The following is a 17192-nucleotide window of genomic DNA, read 5'->3' as shown; positions in this document are numbered from 1 at the left end:
TTAAAACATAAAGCGGCGGAGAGATCAGGGGGGATTTTTGATTTCAGCCCATTCAGAAACAAATCATGGTCATGCCCGCCAGCAAAACCAGAATGATCAGAAGATCTCCCCAAACAGCGCAAAGCGCCTTGGCATTAAGTCTGCCCGCCTCCATGACATTCCAAAGTTTTGATTGATAAACAGGCACCAACACCATCGCATAGCACGTGCACAAACAGACAAAAGCCGGCGGGACAAGCGCGCATCCCTCACTGTCAAATCATTCCTCTAAGCCTTTCGTATTGTGATCGGGAGAAATTCTAACTATAATGAGGTATAAAACACTGATGGAGGCCATTGATATGTCAATGCACAAAGCACTTACTATTGCCGGTTCTGATTCCAGCGGCGGCGCGGGAATTCAGGCCGATTTAAAAACATTTCAAGAAAAAAACGTATACGGAATGACGGCTTTGACCGTTATCGTAGCGATGGACCCGGAAAACAGCTGGGATCATCAAGTATTTCCGATTGATGCCGACACGATCCGCGCACAGCTTGCGACGATCGTTGACGGAATCGGCGTAGACGCCATGAAAACGGGAATGCTTCCTACCGTGGAGATCATTGAGCTTGCGGCGAAAACGATTAAAGAAAAACAGCTGAAAAATGTCGTTATCGATCCGGTCATGGTCTGCAAAGGAGCGAACGAAGTGCTGTATCCGGAGCACGCCGAAGCGCTGCGCACCCAATTGGCCCCGCTGGCAACCGTCATCACGCCAAACCTGTTCGAAGCAAGCCAGCTGAGCGGCATGGATGAATTAAAAACGGTGGAAGACATGAAAGAAGCGGCCAAGAAAATTCACGAACTCGGCGCGAAATATGTATTAATTACAGGCGGAGGAAAGCTGAAACATGAAAAAGCGGTCGACGTGCTGTATGACGGGGAAACCGCGGAAGTATTAGAAAGCGAAATGATTGATACGCCTTACACGCACGGAGCCGGATGCACATTCTCCGCCGCCGTTACGGCAGAATTGGCCAAAGGCGCTGAAGTGAAGGAAGCCATCTACGCGGCAAAAGAATTTATCACCGCTGCCATCAAAGAGTCCTTCCCGCTGAACCAATACATCGGTCCGACTAAACATTCGGCGATGCGTCTTAGCGGAAAATAAAATAAATATCCCCCTCATCACCGAGGGGGATTATTTCATTTTTTTCGCAGATGAACGTAAAAACATCTCAATCGATTGCACAAACAGCGCATATTCCTTCATCTGTTCATATGTATGACTCAGCCGATCACTCCATTCGTTGTGCGGCTCGGCTCTCCTGAGCATGCGTTTCAGCTGAAGCAATACTTCTTTATATTCTTCCCGCTTATCTTCCACTTGCTCTGCGGCTTTGATAAGTAAACATTTCGGCGTCATCTTCTGATTATTCAAAACTGAGAAAACAACTCCTTTTATTCCTGAAAATAGTAGTCTTTCGTTGAAGATTAGCACAGATGGCATAGGTTTCACATAAGAAAAAAGAACGATTTTCTACAAAAGTGTCCAAATAGAGGCGGTTATTTCCATTCTTCCTCTCGATGTAACCATTACCTCATCATTTCCCGGGAAAGGAAAATATCTGGCGCTGAATACCTCTTCTCCGTCATTTAAAAACAATTCGATGGAGGATGCATCCAAAAAGAGCTGGACGGAACGCACCTCACTGATGGCGCAGCTTCTCATTTCTTTTTCTTCTCCGCTGAAAGCGGTGCGCTCCAGCACGGCAAGCCCCTCTTCCTGATGAAATATAAACCGGGACGCGCCCCGAATAGAGATTTCAAAACCCGATTCATGAGTCATGTCTTCCAGCAGCACTTCAGCCCGGGACGCCTCTTTCACCGGGAGGGTTTCTGACGATCGATTCAATTGAAGACGGCGCTTTTTCTCATCCGTGCGGCGTAATTTCATTTCCTGAAGCGGACGCTGTATGATTCTGCCGTTTGACAGTGAAAGCTCTCTCGGCATCGTCAAGCAGTGAACCCAGTGATACGCATGTGTCGGATGTTTGTCCTCCTGCTGATCGGGGACACCCATCCACGCGAACAGAATCCTCCGTCCCTTATCGTCTTCCAGCGTCTGCGCCGCGTAAAAATCAAATCCCCTGTCAAGCTCCGTGAATTCACCGTGCTTAAACTCAAGCTGCTCTGTATCCAGTCTGCCGAGGAAATAGCCCGCCTGATGGCTGTTATGATATTTTATCCCGTCAGCTTCAAGCCCCTGCGGACATACGAGCAGCACGTCGGTTCCGTCCAGAGAAAACAAGTCCGGACATTCCCACATATAGCCGAATGACCCGAGACCGCCGCAATCCGCCCCCGCAATCGCACCGAGAAACGTCCAATCCGTCAAGTTCTCTGATGTGAACAGCACAGCGCTTCCGGTGAGATTTTCTGTCTGCGCGCCGAGCACCATGTAATACGTCCCGTCCTTCTTCCAAACCTTCGGATCACGGAAATGAGCGGTATAGCCTTCCGGGAGACGCGCAACGACTCCTTTTTTTTCAAACACTTTTCCGTCTTCGGATACGGCGAGGCATTGATATGTTTCACGATTGCCTTCTCCGTCACGGACATTGCCTGTGTACAACAGGCAGAGCCGGCCGTCTTTTTCAATGGCGCTTCCGGAATAACAGCCGTTCTTGTCATACCATTCGCCCGGCGCAAGCGCGATTTCTTCCTCTTTCCACTCAACAAAATCCTTCGTCGTCACATGCGCCCAAAATTTCGCGCCATGCCCCGTATGAAATGGCTGCCATTGAAAAAACAAGTGATACTCGCCGTGCCATTGGATCACGCCGTTCGGATCGTTTAAAAGCCCGACCGGCGGCATAATATGATAGTTCTGGCGGTATGGATCTGATGCAGCGGTTTCTCGGCGCTTCTTCTTTGCTTCCTCAGCCTGCATGCGCAGCTCTTGATCCAGTGTACTCATTTGGCGGCCTCCTTTTCTTTAGCTCCCATAATGTAAGCGGCAATAAACGCCGTCACAGAGGCGATGCCCATTCCGATCAGATAGTTTATGAGATTTCCTAAACCGAGCGGAGCCGTGATGGCAATCATCGGAATTCCGCTCAGACCGTAGGCATTGGCAGCGACACCGGTCACCACGACATAGGCGCCTCCCAGCGCTCCGCCGATCATTCCCGCGATAAACGGCTTGCGGTATCTTAGGTTCACTCCGAAAATGACGGGCTCGGTTACGCCGAGAAAAGCGGAAAATGCGGCAGGCAGAGCGATTTCTTTCATTTTCACTTTTTTCGTCAGGAAAAATACAGCCAGTCCCGCCGCGCCCTGGGCGACATTCGCCATCGACCAGATCGGAAGGATATAGTTTCTGCCCAAATCAGCGATGAGGCCGGCCTCAATCGCATGAAAGCTGTGATGCACACCGGTAAGCACAATAAGCGGGTAAGCCCCTCCGAAAAGAAGTCCTGCAACAATGCCCGCATGATCATACACATACATCAGCGAGACGGTAATGCCTGATCCAATCGCCCTGCCAAGCGGACCGATTGCGATAAAGGTGATAAATCCGGTCACCATCACCGTGACAAACGGCGTGACCAATAAATCTAAAGCGTGAGGCACAATTTTCCTCGTGCCTTTTTCCACCTTGCTCATAATATAAACGGCTAACAGTACGGGGATGACCGTTCCTTGGTAGCCGAGAAGCGCAATGTGGAAGCCGAAGAGTTCCATAAAATCAGGCGCTGAATCCGCAAGCCCCCACGGATTCAAAAGCGCCGGATGAATCATAATTCCGCCGAGCACCGCCCCGAGATAGGGATTTCCGCCAAATTCCTTTGCAGCGCTGAACCCGATGAATATAGGCAGAAAGAGAAAAGCCGCGCTTGAAAACATGTTGAGAAGAATAAACAGCGGAGATTGTTCAGACACCCAATGAAAGGCCTTCATCATGCCGAGCAGTCCCATTAAAAGACCGCTTGCCACGATAGCCGGAATGATGGGAACGAATATGTTAGACAGTGTTTTCGCCAATCTTGCGGCCGGGTTCAGCTTTTTTTTCGCTGCGTCCTGATGGGTCTCGCGATCTTCCCGCCCCAAATCGGCTTCTTTTGAAAAAGCGTCATACACTTTATTCACGAGGCCGGTGCCGAATATAATCTGATATTGTCCCGAGCTGCTGAAAGCCCCTTTTACGCCTTCTATTTCTTCAATGCCAGCCCGGCTGATCTTCTGTTCATCCTGAATGACAAGCCTGAGCCGCGTCGCGCAATGTGTCGCGCTGATGACGTTTGATTCCCCTCCGATATGGTTGATAAGCTGTTTTGCCGTTTTTTGATAATCCATTACGTTTCCCCCTTTCCGAAATCAAATAAGACCTAAAATTCGCCAACGAAAAAGGTAAGCATGATCCCTTTTTCATGTACGCAAATTTTAGGTCTTGCCTGCATAACCAGTCACAATCCCGCCTGATTCAGTTTTATAATGCGCTATCATTTTATTTCATGACAGCGCTTTCGTCAATATATTTTCAAAAAAAAGTCTGTTTCTCCAAACAGACACGTTATTCCGGGTTTTTTTGAAGACGCTGGACATGCAGCGTAATATAGCCGGCCTCGGATTCCGGCAGTTCCAAATCATATTCATTTTTTAAAAACGCCGCCAGTTCAAGCGCACACCGATAAGCAAACGGATACTTTTTTTGGATGAAATAAAGCATCTCCTCGTCCATGGAGTGAAGAGCTTCATTTGAATCCAACCGGCTGACCGCATACCGCAAGTGCGTGACGAGGCGCTGATAGGAAATACTGTCTTCATCAACCTTCTGTTCAAAAAAGGATTCGATCTTTTCGATCATTTCTTTGATCATGGTTGTATGCTTCATCGCCGAATACATGCTTTTGGCATCCGCCTTGGCAGTGTGGATATGAAGCGCGATATACCCCGCCTCATCGTCAGGCAATGATATACCGAGGGTTCGTTTCACGTGTTCGACCGCCCAACGGCCGATTTCATATTCTTTTTTATAGAGCGCCTTAATTTCATGAAGCAATCGGTTATGCACCTGAAAGCCGTTTTGAATCCTTTCGATCGCAAAGGATAAATGGTCCGCCAGCGCAATGTGGATATGATCGCTCAAAGGCGCCGCAAGCTCTCCCTCCGCATGGCTGATGATATCCTCAGCCGCTTCTATATGCTCTTCGGGAAGCGTTTCTAACACTTGTTTGAACTTTTCATTTTCGTCGTGCACGACAAATATTTTTTCAATTTTATGCTTTTGAATCACATCATTTTTTCTCTTTTGAAAAGCGATTCCGGGACCCATTACGATCTTTTCCCGTCCGTCTTCTTTTATTAACGCCGCATTGTTATTTAATACTTTGTCTATTCTCAAGAGGTTCGCTCCCGTTCATATGTTTAGTGGGATTGTACCCTCTTTTTCATATGATGTAAAGGCACCGGACCTGCGCGCTCCCGTTTCGGCAATTCTTTGCGGACCGGCACCCACCGGTTTTTATCCAGCCTGCCGCAGGCCGATTTCGTCTCATCGGTCAAGTCCGCCGATCGGACTCGGCTCACAAACGAAAATGCCCCAGCCGTCCGTTTCGCTTTCTTATGATAGACAGCTTGGTTTCCATACACAGCGGCTAATTGATATCTTCCGTTACCCGGCGCCATCCAGTTCATCAGAAAGACCATCCACACCCGTAAAGATACCAGCAAACGTTTCATTGCAAATCATCCCTCCGCTTCTTTTTGACAGACAGCTTGTTCGCAGGCCTGTTTTCTCTCCGCTTTAACGGAAAAGGCGGCCGATCCTTCTCCGCTAAAAACTAGCGGGTCTAGCAACCCTATGACTCTATGATAGACGCGGCCGGGCGAATTGTTTGTCACAATATGAGTGAAAAAACAAACTAGTTTTCAGAAGTTTTGTTGAAAGCTGATGGAAATGACCTGAAAAATGGAGAAGCGATTAAAAAAGTTATACACACTTTATCCCTTGGTTAAGCACAGCTTAAACACAAGTGATATCCACATATCCACAAACACGATCTATATTTTGTATAGGAACATTCGTTCCCAACAATATATATACACAAATTTATTCAGTTATGCACAGGATTCTGTGTATAACTCCCTCCTTATTCACAGGACAATTTCCAGAAATGAGTCCTATGTCACAAGGAATATTTTGAATTTTCGAGAAATATATACTAGATTTCTAATTTAGATAAAGAAAAAGGGGGAAACACGATTGAAAAAAGGAATCATCCGTTATCTTCTTCCGGCTTTTGTCTTATCCTTTACCTTATCCACAAGTTCACAGGCGGCGCCGGCTTCAAAATCTCAGGCACCTGATCTTGAGAAGGCTGAGGTGTTCGGTGACATTGATATGACCACCGGCAAACAAACGACGGTCATTGTAGAGCTGAAGGAAAAGTCACTGGCGGAAGCAAAGGAACTCGGTAAAACACAATCAAAAAGCAAGCTGAAAAGCGAACGCGCAAAAGTAAAAAACAAAGCGCTCAAAACCATTAAACACGGAAAGATCAACAGGGAATATGAGCAAGTGTTTTCCGGTTTCTCCATGAAACTCCCGGCCAATGAAATCCCGAAACTGCTGAGTGATCAGGATGTCAAAGCGGTTTATCCGAATGTCACCTATCATACCGATCAGCTGAAAGATAAAGACATCACCCTTGCTAAGGATGCCGTGTCTCCGCAGATGGATGACAGTGCGCCTTATATCGGGGCAAATGACGCGTGGAAGCTCGGCTATACGGGTAAAGGCGTCAAAGTTGCCATTATCGATACGGGCGTCGAATATAAACACCCTGACTTAAAGAAAAATTTCGGACAATATAAAGGATATGATTTTGTGGATAACGATTACGATCCTGAAGAAACGCCGTCCGGTGATCCGAGAGGCGCGGCGACTGACCACGGAACTCACGTCGCGGGCACAGTAGCCGCAAACGGAACGATTAAAGGCGTCGCGCCCGATGCAACGCTCCTTGCCTATCGTGTGCTCGGTCCCGGCGGAAGCGGAACAACTGAGAACGTCATTGCCGGTATCGAACGCGCCGTACAGGACGGAGCGAATGTCATGAACCTCTCGCTCGGCAATTCTGTGAATAACCCGGACTGGGCGACAAGCACGGCGCTTGACTGGGCGATGTCAGAAGGCGTCACGGCCGTTACATCAAACGGAAACAGCGGGCCGAACAATTGGACCGTCGGCTCTCCGGGAACGTCCAGAGAAGCCATCTCCGTCGGAGCGACACAGCTGCCGCTGAATGAATACGCCGTCTCCTTCGGTTCTTATTCCTCAGCGAAAGTGATGGGCTATAACAAAGAAGATGACATAAAAGCACTGAATAAAAAAGAAACAGAGCTCATAGAAGCGGGTATCGGCGAGCAAAAGGATTTTGAAGGCAAAGATCTGAAAGGAAAAGTCGCAGTCGTCAAACGGGGCAGCATCGCCTTTGTGGATAAAGCCGACAACGCCAAAAAAGCGGGCGCGATCGGTATGGTTGTGTATAACAATGCCCCGGGAGAAATTGAAGCCAACGTACCGGGCATGTCCGTGCCGACCATTAAGCTTTCATCAGAAGACGGCGAACAGCTCGTCAGCCAATTAAAAGCGGGCAGCACAAAAGCGACATTCCATTTATCGGTGGCTAAATCGCTCACTGAACAAATGGCAGACTTCTCGTCTCGCGGTCCTGTTATGGACACATGGATGATTAAACCGGATGTCTCAGCTCCCGGCGTAAACATCGTCAGCACCATTCCGACGCATGATCCGGCCAACCCGTACGGCTACGGATCGAAGCAGGGAACGAGCATGGCCTCCCCGCACGTAGCCGGCGCAGCTGCCGTCATCAAGCAGGCCAAACCGAAATGGAGTCCGGAACAAATAAAAGCCGCTCTCATGAATACGGCAGAAACCTTAACGGACGCGGACGGTGATGTATACCCGCATAATGCGCAAGGTGCCGGAAGCATCAGAATCATGAAGGCGATCAAAGCAGACTCCCTTGTCACCCCGGGAAGTTATTCTTACGGAACGTTTATGAAAGACAAAGGCAACGAAACGAAAAAAGAAACCTTTACGATTGAAAACCAATCGTCCATCAGAAAATCATATCAGCTCGAGTACTCTTTCAACGGCACGGGCATTACCGTTTCGGGCACAGACCGGGCCGTGATCCCCGCTCATCAAACCGGAAAGTTCAATGCGAAGGTAAAGGTCAATGCCAAAAAAGTAAAGGCAGGGACCTATGAGGGAACAGTCACAGTGCGTGAAGGCGGAAAAACAGTCGCAAAAGTGCCGACGCTGCTGATTGTAAAAGAGCCGGACTACCCGCGGGTGACATCAATCGACGTGCAGGACGGCACAACACAGGGAACCTACCAAATTGAAACCTATCTTCCGGCGGGAGCCGAAGAGCTTGCCTTCCTTGTATATGACAGCAATCTTGACTTTGTCGGCCAAGCCGGCATTTACAAAAAGCAGGATAAAGGCTATCAATATTTCGACTGGAACGGCAGAGTCAATGGTGACACCGCACTGCCGGCAGGAGAATATTACATGCTGGCCTATGCCGCGAACAAAGGGAAATCAAGCCAGGTGCTGGCTGAAAAACCTTTTATCATTGAATAACCAAACAACCCTGCTGAAGCATCAGCAGGGTTTCTTTCTGATCAATCGGCGAAGGCTTCGCGAAGCAGCCGGTACGACTGAAGTTTATCTTCAAAATGATGAGTAATGGTCACAGCCATCACTTCTTCCGTTCCGTATGCTTTACTGAGAGCCAGAATCTGTTCTTTCACTTGCTGCTTTGTTCCGATGATCATTCGATTCCGATTATCGGCAATTCGTCTTTGTTCATACGGTGTATACGTATTGCCGCGGACGGTTTCGTAAGACGGTACGCCGTGAATCGGAATCCCCTGTTCACCCGCAAGAAGCGTATAATCCATGACGGCCGCGAGTTCCTCCGCTTTCTCTTCAGTGTCCGCGCACAGTACAAATACCGCCACGGCCGTTTTTGGTTCTTTTCCTAACACAGAAGGTTTAAATCGGCGCTTATATTGTGCCGTCGTGCTTTCTCCGCCTTCTCCATTAATAAAATGGGCAAACATATAGCCCGCTCCCGTTTCTGCGCTCAGAAGCGCGCTTTCCCCCGAAGAACCGAGAAGCCAGACTTCCGGCGCCGTCTTAATAAGGGGTGATGCGGTCAGATTCGGAAAACGGTGATTGTCATCGGCTTCATCATGCAAATACATCGCCAGCTCACGAATCTGCTGCGGGTATTGATCAGCATTCCGCTTCCTGCCGTCATTCAGCGCCCATGACGCGATCGGCATTCCGCCCGGCGCCCGTCCCAATCCGAGATCGATTCTGCCCGGCGTCAAACCTTCAAGCACGCGGAAATTCTCCGCCACCTTATATGCGCTGTAATGCGGAAGCATGACACCGCCCGAGCCTACACGGATTCTGTTCGTTTTCGCCGCAATATGACTGATCAGCACTTCAGGGCTTGAACCCGCCAACCGCTCTGAAAAATGATGCTCTGACACCCAAAACCTCTTATATCCGAGTTTCTCCGCCTCCTGCGCGAGCCTCACTGTATCCCGCAGCGCACTCTCTGCAGTACTCCCTTCTGATACAGGAGATTGGTCTAATATACTTAATGAAATCATCACTGTCACCTCCTCAACATCGTACCACTGCTAAGCCGATCATATGAAGTCTGGCGACTTTCTTCGTCATCTTGGTTTGTTATTACGATGATTTAGCTTCCTCGCGACCTCACAAATGCCAAACGGACTGCCTTTATCTTTAACCTCTAGGAATACTGCAATACCACCTGATTGCTTCTTTTGTTTCCATTACAAGCGATATCGGCATGCTGGCTGTGTGTCCGTAGACGAGTGGCCCGGAACTTCAGCCATGTTAACATTTACAAAGAGGGAGATTTTAAGAAATTATCTTAACCTGACATCTTGTTGTCAAGTTTTAATGGATATACTAAAAACCCAGAGGTGAGTGGATGCAAATCAGCAGATTATTTCAAGTGATTTATATTTTATTGGAAAATGGAACCGTTACGGCACCAGAGCTGGCTGAGCGATTTGAGGTGTCTGTCAGAACGATCTATAGGGATGTTGAGGCTTTAAGCCAAGCTGGAATTCCGATTTATACCGTACAAGGGAAAGGGGGCGGCATTTCCCTTTCCGACAGGTTTGTTCTGAACAAATCTATGCTTACCGACAAGGAGCAGGATGAGATCCTTTTTGCTCTCCAAAGCTTAGCCGCTGCCCAATACCCTGATTCCAATGCGATTTTTGAGAAATTGAGCAGCCTTTTCAGGAAAAACAGCATCAACTGGATTGAAGTGGATTTTTCCTCATGGGGAAGCGGGCAAAAACAAAAAGAGCTGTTTGTACTTCTGAAACAGGCAATCTTGGAGCAGAAATTGATTTCATTTACCTATTTGAGTGCTGCCGGAGAACAAAAAAGCCGGAGAGCCGCGCCAATGAAACTGCTTTTTAAAGATAGAGCGTGGTACATTGAAGCCTTCAGTTTCGAAAAAAACGCTTTAAGAACCTTTAAAATTAACAGAATGTCGAATGTTCGACTTTTAAACGGAGAGGAGATGGGACTTCACCTTCAGCATGGCTGGTCGGAGCCTTCCGTGACTTCTTCTGCAGAAGAATCGGTTAAAAAACCGCAGAGAATCCCTCTGGTATTAAAAATAGACCAAGCGGGAGCCTATCGAATCGTGGATGAGTTTAAAGAAGAGGACATTTTAAAACTGGAAGACGGGTCTTTCCGGGTCACTTCAGAGATTCCTCCCGGTGAATGGCTTTATCACTATCTACTTTCCTTTGGAGATTTACTGGAAGTCATTGAGCCGGCATCTGTCAGACTTGAAATGAAAAACCGCACTGCCAGAATGGCCGAAAAATATTTGAGGTAACTGGACACGATGCTGTCAGGTTCTGTTGATTAAACTAGCCTTGTACTCAACATTTGAAGGAGGATTCAGCAGAACGATGGAAAACAGTCCGTACTTATTAAATATGAGCAAAGAATTTGCAGGTAAACGGGTCCTAGTGACCGGCGGAACACGTGGAATCGGCAGAGCCATCGTCAAACGTCTGCATGCGGCAGGAGCTGAAGTTATAGCTACGGCAAGATCATTACCCGAGGCATTGCCTGAAGGCGCAGGGTTTATTCAGGCCGATGTCTGCCTTCCGGAAGGCGCAGATCATATCATTAAGGAAACAATTCATAAATTCGGCGGTCTGGATATTTTGATTAATAATGTCGGAGGTTCCTCCAGTAGCACGGCAGGGGCTTTAGCTTTAACAGACGGGGATTGGCAAACAGCGTTTAACGCAAACCTGTTTTCTTCCGTCCGCCTCGATCGCGGATTTCTGCCTTACATGGTCAAGCAGCAAAGCGGAGTGATTGTCCATATATCATCTATACAACGAAAGCTGCCGGGCAACATGACCATGCCTTATTCGGCTGCCAAAGCTGCTCTAGTTAACTACAGTAAAAACCTGGCGACCCAATTCGGTCCTGAGGGGATAAGAATCAACGCACTAGCACCGGGGTTTACCGAAACAGAAGCAGCTGAACAGTTAATTGAGAGAATGGCTAAACAAGCCGGAACCGACTATCTAGCCGCCCGTCAGCAGTTAATGGACGAGCTTGGCGGCATTCCCCTCGGCCGTCCGGCTCAACCTGAGGAGGTTGCCGAGCTTGCCGCATTCCTTGCGTCAAGCAGAGCCTCTTATGTAACGGGTTGTGAATATGTTATTGACGGCGGAAACATCCGCACCGTTTAACGAAATGACATAGGAGTTGATTTTATGGAGCCTAGTGCTCTTCCGCAAGTTATACAAGATTTTATAGCCGCTTCCAATAAACCCGATCCGGATGCCTATATCAACTGTTTTTCGGAGGATGCTTTGATTTTTGATGAAGGTAAAGTGTGGGCAGGCAAATCCGCTATAAGAAAATGGAGTGACGAACATCATTTTGATGCAAACGTAACGCTTGACCTACAAAGGCATAGACAGGATAAGGCGGAAATCACGGCGGTTTTTAAGGTTGACGGCGATTTTGACAAAACCAGCCTGCCGAACCCTCTCTATTTGGATTTTTATTTTCAGATTCATAACCACAAGATTAAGCAGCTTGCGATCCAACTTTCTAAAGGACCCGAACAAACAGAAACGCTAATCCAGGTAAGAAACCAGGAGGAACATAAAAATGATAGTAAATAACGTGCTGCTGAAGCTGAAGGACATGAGCCCAGAGCATATCAAGCAAGTTCAAACCGTTCTGCTGGGCATGAAGGGAAAAATAGACGTTCTTCTCGATGTTCAGGTTGAAGCTAACATTCGCCCTGCCCCTTCAGGATATGATTTGATTCTGATCACTAAGTTTGCTTCCTTGGGGGATATGGAAGAGTACCTTACACACCCGGTTCATCAAGACATCGCTAAGTTTATTAGCACGGTTCTGGAGACGCAGGCGTCCGTTTGCTATGAATTATAATAAGACGATGAGGAATGACTGCCAATTAAGTAACTTTACTTATATACAGAGATCAGCCGTATTCATGTTATTCTCTGTTTTAGAACTTCGGATCAAAGATGTGCTAAGGCAAACAGAGCAGCTCTGTTGTGTATTGAATGTAGTCTCGATTATTTATGAAATATGCCGTTCCTGAAAGTATGCTTCCGAGACGTATCAAAAAGACGAAAGTTCAAAACCCGGAACGGCAACTCATCAAATTTTGGAACTGTACATAATCGCAGATGTTCCATTTTGTCGAAATATGTTACACGTGAAACATGAAAAAAACCTCTCCTGACAGGAGAGGTTTTTTCTTAATTTTTTTGAAAGCCTTTATCTTTTACATATTGATTTAAATACGTTCTCGGTTTTTGTTTCATGAACTGCAGAATTTGATCAGACCATGTTTCAACCCGCTTGCCGTTTGTCCGTTTATCATAATAAGCGGAGATGGTTTCATCATATTCCTTCATATAACTGCGGAAGTTTTCTTCATTCGTATCGTACGTGTTTTCATGATATACGGCTTGTTTCGGCAAACGCGGCTTTTGACCTGACGGATGAGCCGGGTGGCCGACTACCAGACCGAACAGCGGCAGCACATGGTCAGGTGTACCGAGCACTTCCGTCACCTGATCAAGTTCATTCCGAATGCCTCCGATGTAACAAATGCCAAGGCCCATTGATTCTGCGGCAACACTTACGTTTTGTGCGGCAAGTGCGGCATCAATGACGCTGACCATAAACATTTCCGTATTCTCAAGAAGCTCAGTAATGTTTTCGCCTTTTTCTTCAGCAAGTTTTTTATGACGGTACAAATCAGCGCAAAACACAAACAAGTGCCCGTTATTCTCGACGTAAGGCTGATTTCCGGCCAGCGCCGCCAGCTTTTGCTTTTTCTCCGGGTCGGTTACGCCGATGATGGAGTAAGCCTGCACATAACTGGATGTTGACGCCGCCTGGGCGCTTTTCACTAATGTATCTATCTCTTCTGCTGTCAACAGCTCGTCAGTAAATGATCGGATCGACCGATGATTAAGTATAGTTTCGATGGTATTGTTCATATAAAAGCCTCCTTCTCTATATATCATATCCCAAAGAGAATCATGTCAAAAGCAAAATGCTCTGAACAAAAAAAGACAGCCCGAAAAACGAGCCGTCTGACATTATGAATTGAACAAATAACTTTTATATTTCGTCAGCTGCACACTTGCGTTATATACAATCCCGAAGCTGATCAATGTAGATAGCACCGAGCTCCCTCCATAGCTGACAAACAGCAGCGGAATTCCGGTAACCGGCATAATGCCGATATTCATCCCGATGTTCTGGAAGGTGTGGATCACGATAAGTGCAGTAAATCCTACGCAAAAGAACGCGCCAAATCGGTTAAAGGCATGCAGACGGTCAATCAGCACCACAAGCCTGTAAATTAAAAAGAAAAACATGACAACCGCAATGGCACAGCCTAAAAACCCAAAACTTTCACCCAAAATCGCAAAGATAAAGTCGGTCTGTCCTTCAGGCACGTACACTTTCAGATTATGAACACCGTTTCCGGTAATACCGCCCGATCCGATCGCCATAACGGCCTGATCCACCTGCCAGCTTTTGTCACTCTCTGCCTGTGTCGTAGCCGCGCTTGAATCAGACATCCACGATGTAATCCGGTTAATTTGATAGTCCGCAATGCCGATTGAATTCGCCACATGGGGAAATTCAATTACGAGCGCTAAGAAAAGGGCGACAACAAGGGCGGCTGATCCGCCGATAATGGTGATCAGCTTCCAGTTCACACCCGACATAAACACCATCACCATAACGATAAACAGACAGATCGCTCCCGTTCCGGCATCCTGCAAAACGATCAGTCCGATCGGAATCACTGTCCATGCCGCAATTTTCAAAAGCAGATTCACATCTTCCCGAAGTGATCTTTGATCTTTCGGGCTTGCCTTCGATATAATGGACGCGACCATCATCATAATTCCTATTTTCGTAAACTCAGATGGCTGGAGGGTAAAGCTTCCGATTTTAAACCAGCTTTTTGCCCCGTTCTTAATCGGGGCGATGGATTCCGGTGCGACACGCAAAAGAAGCAGTGACAGCACGCCGGCAATTAATACGTACAGACTCAGTTTTTCAAGCTGCTCTAAATCAAAATACATAATACCGACCATGAGACCGGCTCCGATGACATAAAAGACGATCTGTCTCATCCAGGCATCACTTCCATACTGCCCGAACTGTCCGGCCGCATAAATCGCCGCAACACTAATTATTAAAAACACACCAAATATAAAAATCAAATCCCCCTGATAATAGGGATTTTGCTGTTTCTTATATCGACTCATTCTATCCCGCCTTACATTTTCATCGGAAGTCACTATTGTTTATTATACATGAACACCGTTCAAGAAAACATGATGAGGTTGTTTCTTTTTACGGTTTGGGGACTACACGACATATGACGTGTCAGAAAAGGAAATGTTTCGGTCATGATGAAACTTTTCCGATAAAAAACCCCCTTCTCGTCAGAAAAGGGGGTTTCATCTCATGTTTAAAGTCATAAACAAACTGTTCGGATCCTCATTGTAGTCCGCAAACGGTCCGCAATATTGAAACCCGGTTTTTTCATACAGGCGTCTGGCGGGGAGAAAAGCATCCATAGAACCGGTTTCCAAGCTGATCCGCTGATAGCCTCTTCGCTTTGCTTCTTCAATTATATGGTGAAGGATTCGTTTGGCCGCGCCTTTTCTGACATGCTGCGGAGAGGTTTTCATTGATTTCACCTCACCGTGCCGGCTGTTCAGCTCCTTTAAGGCGCCGCAGCCGAGCAGGACGCCATCTTCTTCCCTCGCACTCCAAAACGTCACGTCAGGCTGGCGCAGGCGGTCCGCATTGAGCGCGTGTATACTCTCCGGGGGAGAATGCAGGGTCATGCTCTTCAGATGCGCCTGCAAAAGCGCAATGACATCCGGCGCTGTTACATCTTCTTTCCTTACGTGCACTTCAACCACACCCTTGCTGTGCATGTTTTCTTTGACCATAGCAAAGGTTCACATCCTGCGCCATTCCCTTGTACGGAAATGTGACAGGGTATTTGACCTTTCCGGTTTCTTGTACCTATCCAAAAATGAGGCAATAGTTGCAATACATTTCTCGAAAAAGCGGTATCAAAAATTGGAAAACATGGTATAATAATTGTAACAAAATGTTCAAAAAACGACCACAAAACAGACACATTTTATTCTCTGTATTTCATTTTGGAAACGTTGCCATAAAATGAAAGGAGACATGTAAGATGGACATGTTTTTTGCTTATTTACTGGTCGCAAGCGCAACACCCCTCTTTATCTGGCTGGATAACAAAAAAGTGGCCCTCTCGGCCATACCGCCAATCATTTTAATGTGGGTTTTCTTCTACTTTTACGCAACCAGCAGTCTATCCCCTCTCGGCCACACACTCATGATCATCCTGTTTGCCGTCAACGTCATCGTTGCCCATATCGCCGCCTTTATCATTTACGGTCTTCCGCACCTGCGCCGGAGAAGAAGCCGATAAAGGCACAAAAAACCCTCTTCGCCTGAACGAAGAGGGTTTCTTTTTATTCCTGATGTTCGGAATGTTGTTTCGCACCGCCTGGAGGGTTTCCATCCATATGGTCACCGTGTTGGTAGTGCGCCGCAAAGATCCAGATAGAACCAAGGATGATGACAATCGCTCCGAAAAATCCGAAGAGCGTGTTTCCGACTTGGATTCCGCCGTTTTCGCTTTCTGTCATGTGCATGAACATGAGAAGCTGCAGGCCGGCTTGAATAAATGCGAATCCGAAAATGATCCACAGTTTTGCTGATGGACTTAATTCCGTATATACCGCAACCCAAAGGGCCAGCAGGGTCAGAATAATAGACAACGCAAAACCTACGATATGCTTCCACGGAAAGTGGCTGTGTTCAGCAGATTTGTTTGCCATATTATAGTCCCCCCAATCCGATGAGATAGACGCCTGTAAAGATGAAAATCCAAACAACGTCTAAGAAGTGCCAATATAAACTTGAGATAAAGATTTTTGAAGACGTCTGCGGCGTTAATCCGCGTTTCTTCAATTGCAGTAAGATGCCGGCAATCCAGAAGATACCGATCGTTACGTGCGTTCCGTGCGTTCCCAGAAGGACGAAGAATCCAGACCAGAAAGCACTTGTACCGAGAGATGCTCCTTCATGTACATAGTGGATGAACTCGTTAAGCTCACATCCGACGAAGCCCGCGCCGAGAAGAAGCGTAATGATCGTCCAAATGACGACGCCTTTTAAACTTCCGCGACGCATTTCATGAACAGCGATCCCGCAGGTGAAACTGCTGATCAGAAGCAGGAATGTCATGATCATGACAAGCTTAACTTCAAATAATTCAGCCGGTAAGACCCCTCCTGCTGTTCTTCTTTGAAGAACGAAGAAGGTTGCAAATAGTGTTGAGAACAACACAATCTCTGCCCCTAAAAAGATCCAAAACCCGAGAATATTGAGTCTGCCGGTTTCAGATTGATATTCCATAGGCGCGTTAGAATTGCCGTGTTCTGCATGTTCCAT

Annotated in this window: 18 protein-coding genes; 7 read left to right on the top strand and 11 right to left on the bottom strand. The window is 47.2% G+C overall.

The features are described 5' to 3' along the window. Window positions 1-341 precede the first annotated feature (341 nt). Window positions 342-1154: a bifunctional hydroxymethylpyrimidine kinase/phosphomethylpyrimidine kinase gene (locus Y79_RS0109955; protein ID WP_016937537.1), complete on the top strand. Its 813-nt coding sequence runs from the start codon at window positions 342-344 to the stop codon at window positions 1152-1154. Window positions 1155-1184: 30 nt separating this feature from the next. Here Y79_RS0109955 and Y79_RS0109950 read toward each other — a convergent pair whose 3' ends face one another. From Y79_RS0109950 to Y79_RS0109930, 5 genes are all read right to left on the bottom strand, one after another. Then, window positions 1185-1409, bottom strand: coding sequence for a hypothetical protein (locus Y79_RS0109950; protein ID WP_032864818.1), 225 nt, complete (start codon window positions 1407-1409; stop codon window positions 1185-1187). A 114-nt stretch (window positions 1410-1523) separates the two neighbouring features. Next, window positions 1524-2963 carry a sucrose-6-phosphate hydrolase gene (locus Y79_RS0109945; RefSeq protein ID WP_016937535.1) on the bottom strand — a complete coding sequence of 480 codons (1440 nt, stop codon included), beginning with the start codon at window positions 2961-2963 and terminating at the stop codon, window positions 1524-1526. Continuing rightward, window positions 2960-4342 carry a sucrose-specific PTS transporter subunit IIBC gene (locus Y79_RS0109940; protein ID WP_016937534.1) on the bottom strand — a complete coding sequence of 461 codons (1383 nt, stop codon included), beginning with the start codon at window positions 4340-4342 and terminating at the stop codon, window positions 2960-2962. The genes Y79_RS0109945 and Y79_RS0109940 overlap by 4 nt, the downstream gene beginning before the upstream one ends. A 217-nt stretch (window positions 4343-4559) precedes the next feature. Then, window positions 4560-5390, bottom strand: a complete 831-nt coding sequence (locus tag Y79_RS0109935) for a PRD domain-containing protein (protein WP_016937533.1) — start codon at window positions 5388-5390, stop codon at window positions 4560-4562. Window positions 5391-5413: 23 nt separating this feature from the next. Beyond that, on the bottom strand, window positions 5414-5728 hold the full coding sequence (locus Y79_RS0109930) for a hypothetical protein (protein ID WP_016937532.1): 315 nt from the start codon (window positions 5726-5728) through the stop codon (window positions 5414-5416). Window positions 5729-6251: 523 nt separating this feature from the next. On the opposite strand from Y79_RS0109930, the gene Y79_RS0109925 reads away from it, so the two are divergent. Continuing rightward, window positions 6252-8663 (top strand): S8 family peptidase, encoded by a 2412-nt coding sequence (locus Y79_RS0109925; RefSeq protein ID WP_016937531.1) that lies wholly within the window; start codon window positions 6252-6254, stop codon window positions 8661-8663. A 41-nt stretch (window positions 8664-8704) separates the two neighbouring features. On the opposite strand, the gene Y79_RS0109920 is transcribed toward Y79_RS0109925, so the two are convergent. Continuing rightward, window positions 8705-9706, bottom strand: a complete 1002-nt coding sequence (locus Y79_RS0109920; RefSeq protein ID WP_016937530.1) for an LLM class flavin-dependent oxidoreductase — start codon at window positions 9704-9706, stop codon at window positions 8705-8707. Between the two features lie 350 nt (window positions 9707-10056). On the opposite strand from Y79_RS0109920, the gene Y79_RS0109915 reads away from it, so the two are divergent. From Y79_RS0109915 to Y79_RS0109900, 4 genes are all read left to right on the top strand, one after another. Beyond that, window positions 10057-10986 (top strand): helix-turn-helix transcriptional regulator, encoded by a 930-nt coding sequence (locus Y79_RS0109915; RefSeq protein ID WP_016937529.1) that lies wholly within the window; start codon window positions 10057-10059, stop codon window positions 10984-10986. 76 nt (window positions 10987-11062) lie between these two features. Next, a complete protein-coding gene (locus Y79_RS0109910; protein ID WP_016937528.1) occupies window positions 11063-11863 on the top strand; it encodes an SDR family oxidoreductase in 801 nt (266 codons plus the stop codon). A gap of 24 nt (window positions 11864-11887) precedes the next feature. After that, entirely contained in the window at window positions 11888-12304 is a 417-nt protein-coding gene (locus Y79_RS0109905; RefSeq protein WP_016937527.1) for a YybH family protein, read from the top strand. Further along, window positions 12291-12578: a Dabb family protein gene (locus Y79_RS0109900; protein ID WP_016937526.1), complete on the top strand. Its 288-nt coding sequence runs from the start codon at window positions 12291-12293 to the stop codon at window positions 12576-12578. The genes Y79_RS0109905 and Y79_RS0109900 overlap by 14 nt, the downstream gene beginning before the upstream one ends. A gap of 335 nt (window positions 12579-12913) precedes the next feature. Here the strand turns inward: Y79_RS0109900 and nfsA are convergent, their stop codons facing one another. The 3 genes from nfsA to Y79_RS0109885 all read right to left on the bottom strand — a co-directional run bounded on the left by nfsA (window position 12914) and on the right by Y79_RS0109885 (window position 15649). Then, window positions 12914-13663: an oxygen-insensitive NADPH nitroreductase gene (gene nfsA, locus Y79_RS0109895; RefSeq protein WP_016937525.1), complete on the bottom strand. Its 750-nt coding sequence runs from the start codon at window positions 13661-13663 to the stop codon at window positions 12914-12916. Window positions 13664-13765: 102 nt separating this feature from the next. Beyond that, a complete protein-coding gene (locus Y79_RS0109890) occupies window positions 13766-14953 on the bottom strand; it encodes an FtsW/RodA/SpoVE family cell cycle protein (RefSeq protein WP_016937524.1) in 1188 nt (395 codons plus the stop codon). 195 nt (window positions 14954-15148) lie between these two features. Beyond that, entirely contained in the window at window positions 15149-15649 is a 501-nt protein-coding gene (locus Y79_RS0109885) for a GNAT family N-acetyltransferase (protein ID WP_016937523.1), read from the bottom strand. Between the two features lie 254 nt (window positions 15650-15903). On the opposite strand from Y79_RS0109885, the gene ywcE reads away from it, so the two are divergent. Beyond that, a complete protein-coding gene (gene ywcE, locus Y79_RS0109880) occupies window positions 15904-16164 on the top strand; it encodes a spore morphogenesis/germination protein YwcE (RefSeq protein ID WP_016937522.1) in 261 nt (86 codons plus the stop codon). A gap of 43 nt (window positions 16165-16207) precedes the next feature. Here the strand turns inward: ywcE and qoxD are convergent, their stop codons facing one another. Together qoxD and qoxC are read right to left on the bottom strand one after the other, a co-directional pair. After that, window positions 16208-16576: a cytochrome aa3 quinol oxidase subunit IV gene (gene qoxD / locus Y79_RS0109875; protein WP_016937521.1), complete on the bottom strand. Its 369-nt coding sequence runs from the start codon at window positions 16574-16576 to the stop codon at window positions 16208-16210. A 1-nt stretch (window position 16577) separates the two neighbouring features. Continuing rightward, complete coding sequence (qoxC, locus tag Y79_RS0109870) at window positions 16578-17192, bottom strand: cytochrome aa3 quinol oxidase subunit III (RefSeq protein ID WP_003150930.1); 615 nt, start codon at window positions 17190-17192, stop codon at window positions 16578-16580.

The sequence above is a fragment of the Bacillus siamensis KCTC 13613 genome, from assembly GCF_000262045.1.
Taxonomy (GTDB): domain Bacteria; phylum Bacillota; class Bacilli; order Bacillales; family Bacillaceae; genus Bacillus; species Bacillus siamensis.
Note: the sequence above shows the minus strand (reverse complement) of the source record. Positions and strands in the feature narration are given on the sequence as shown.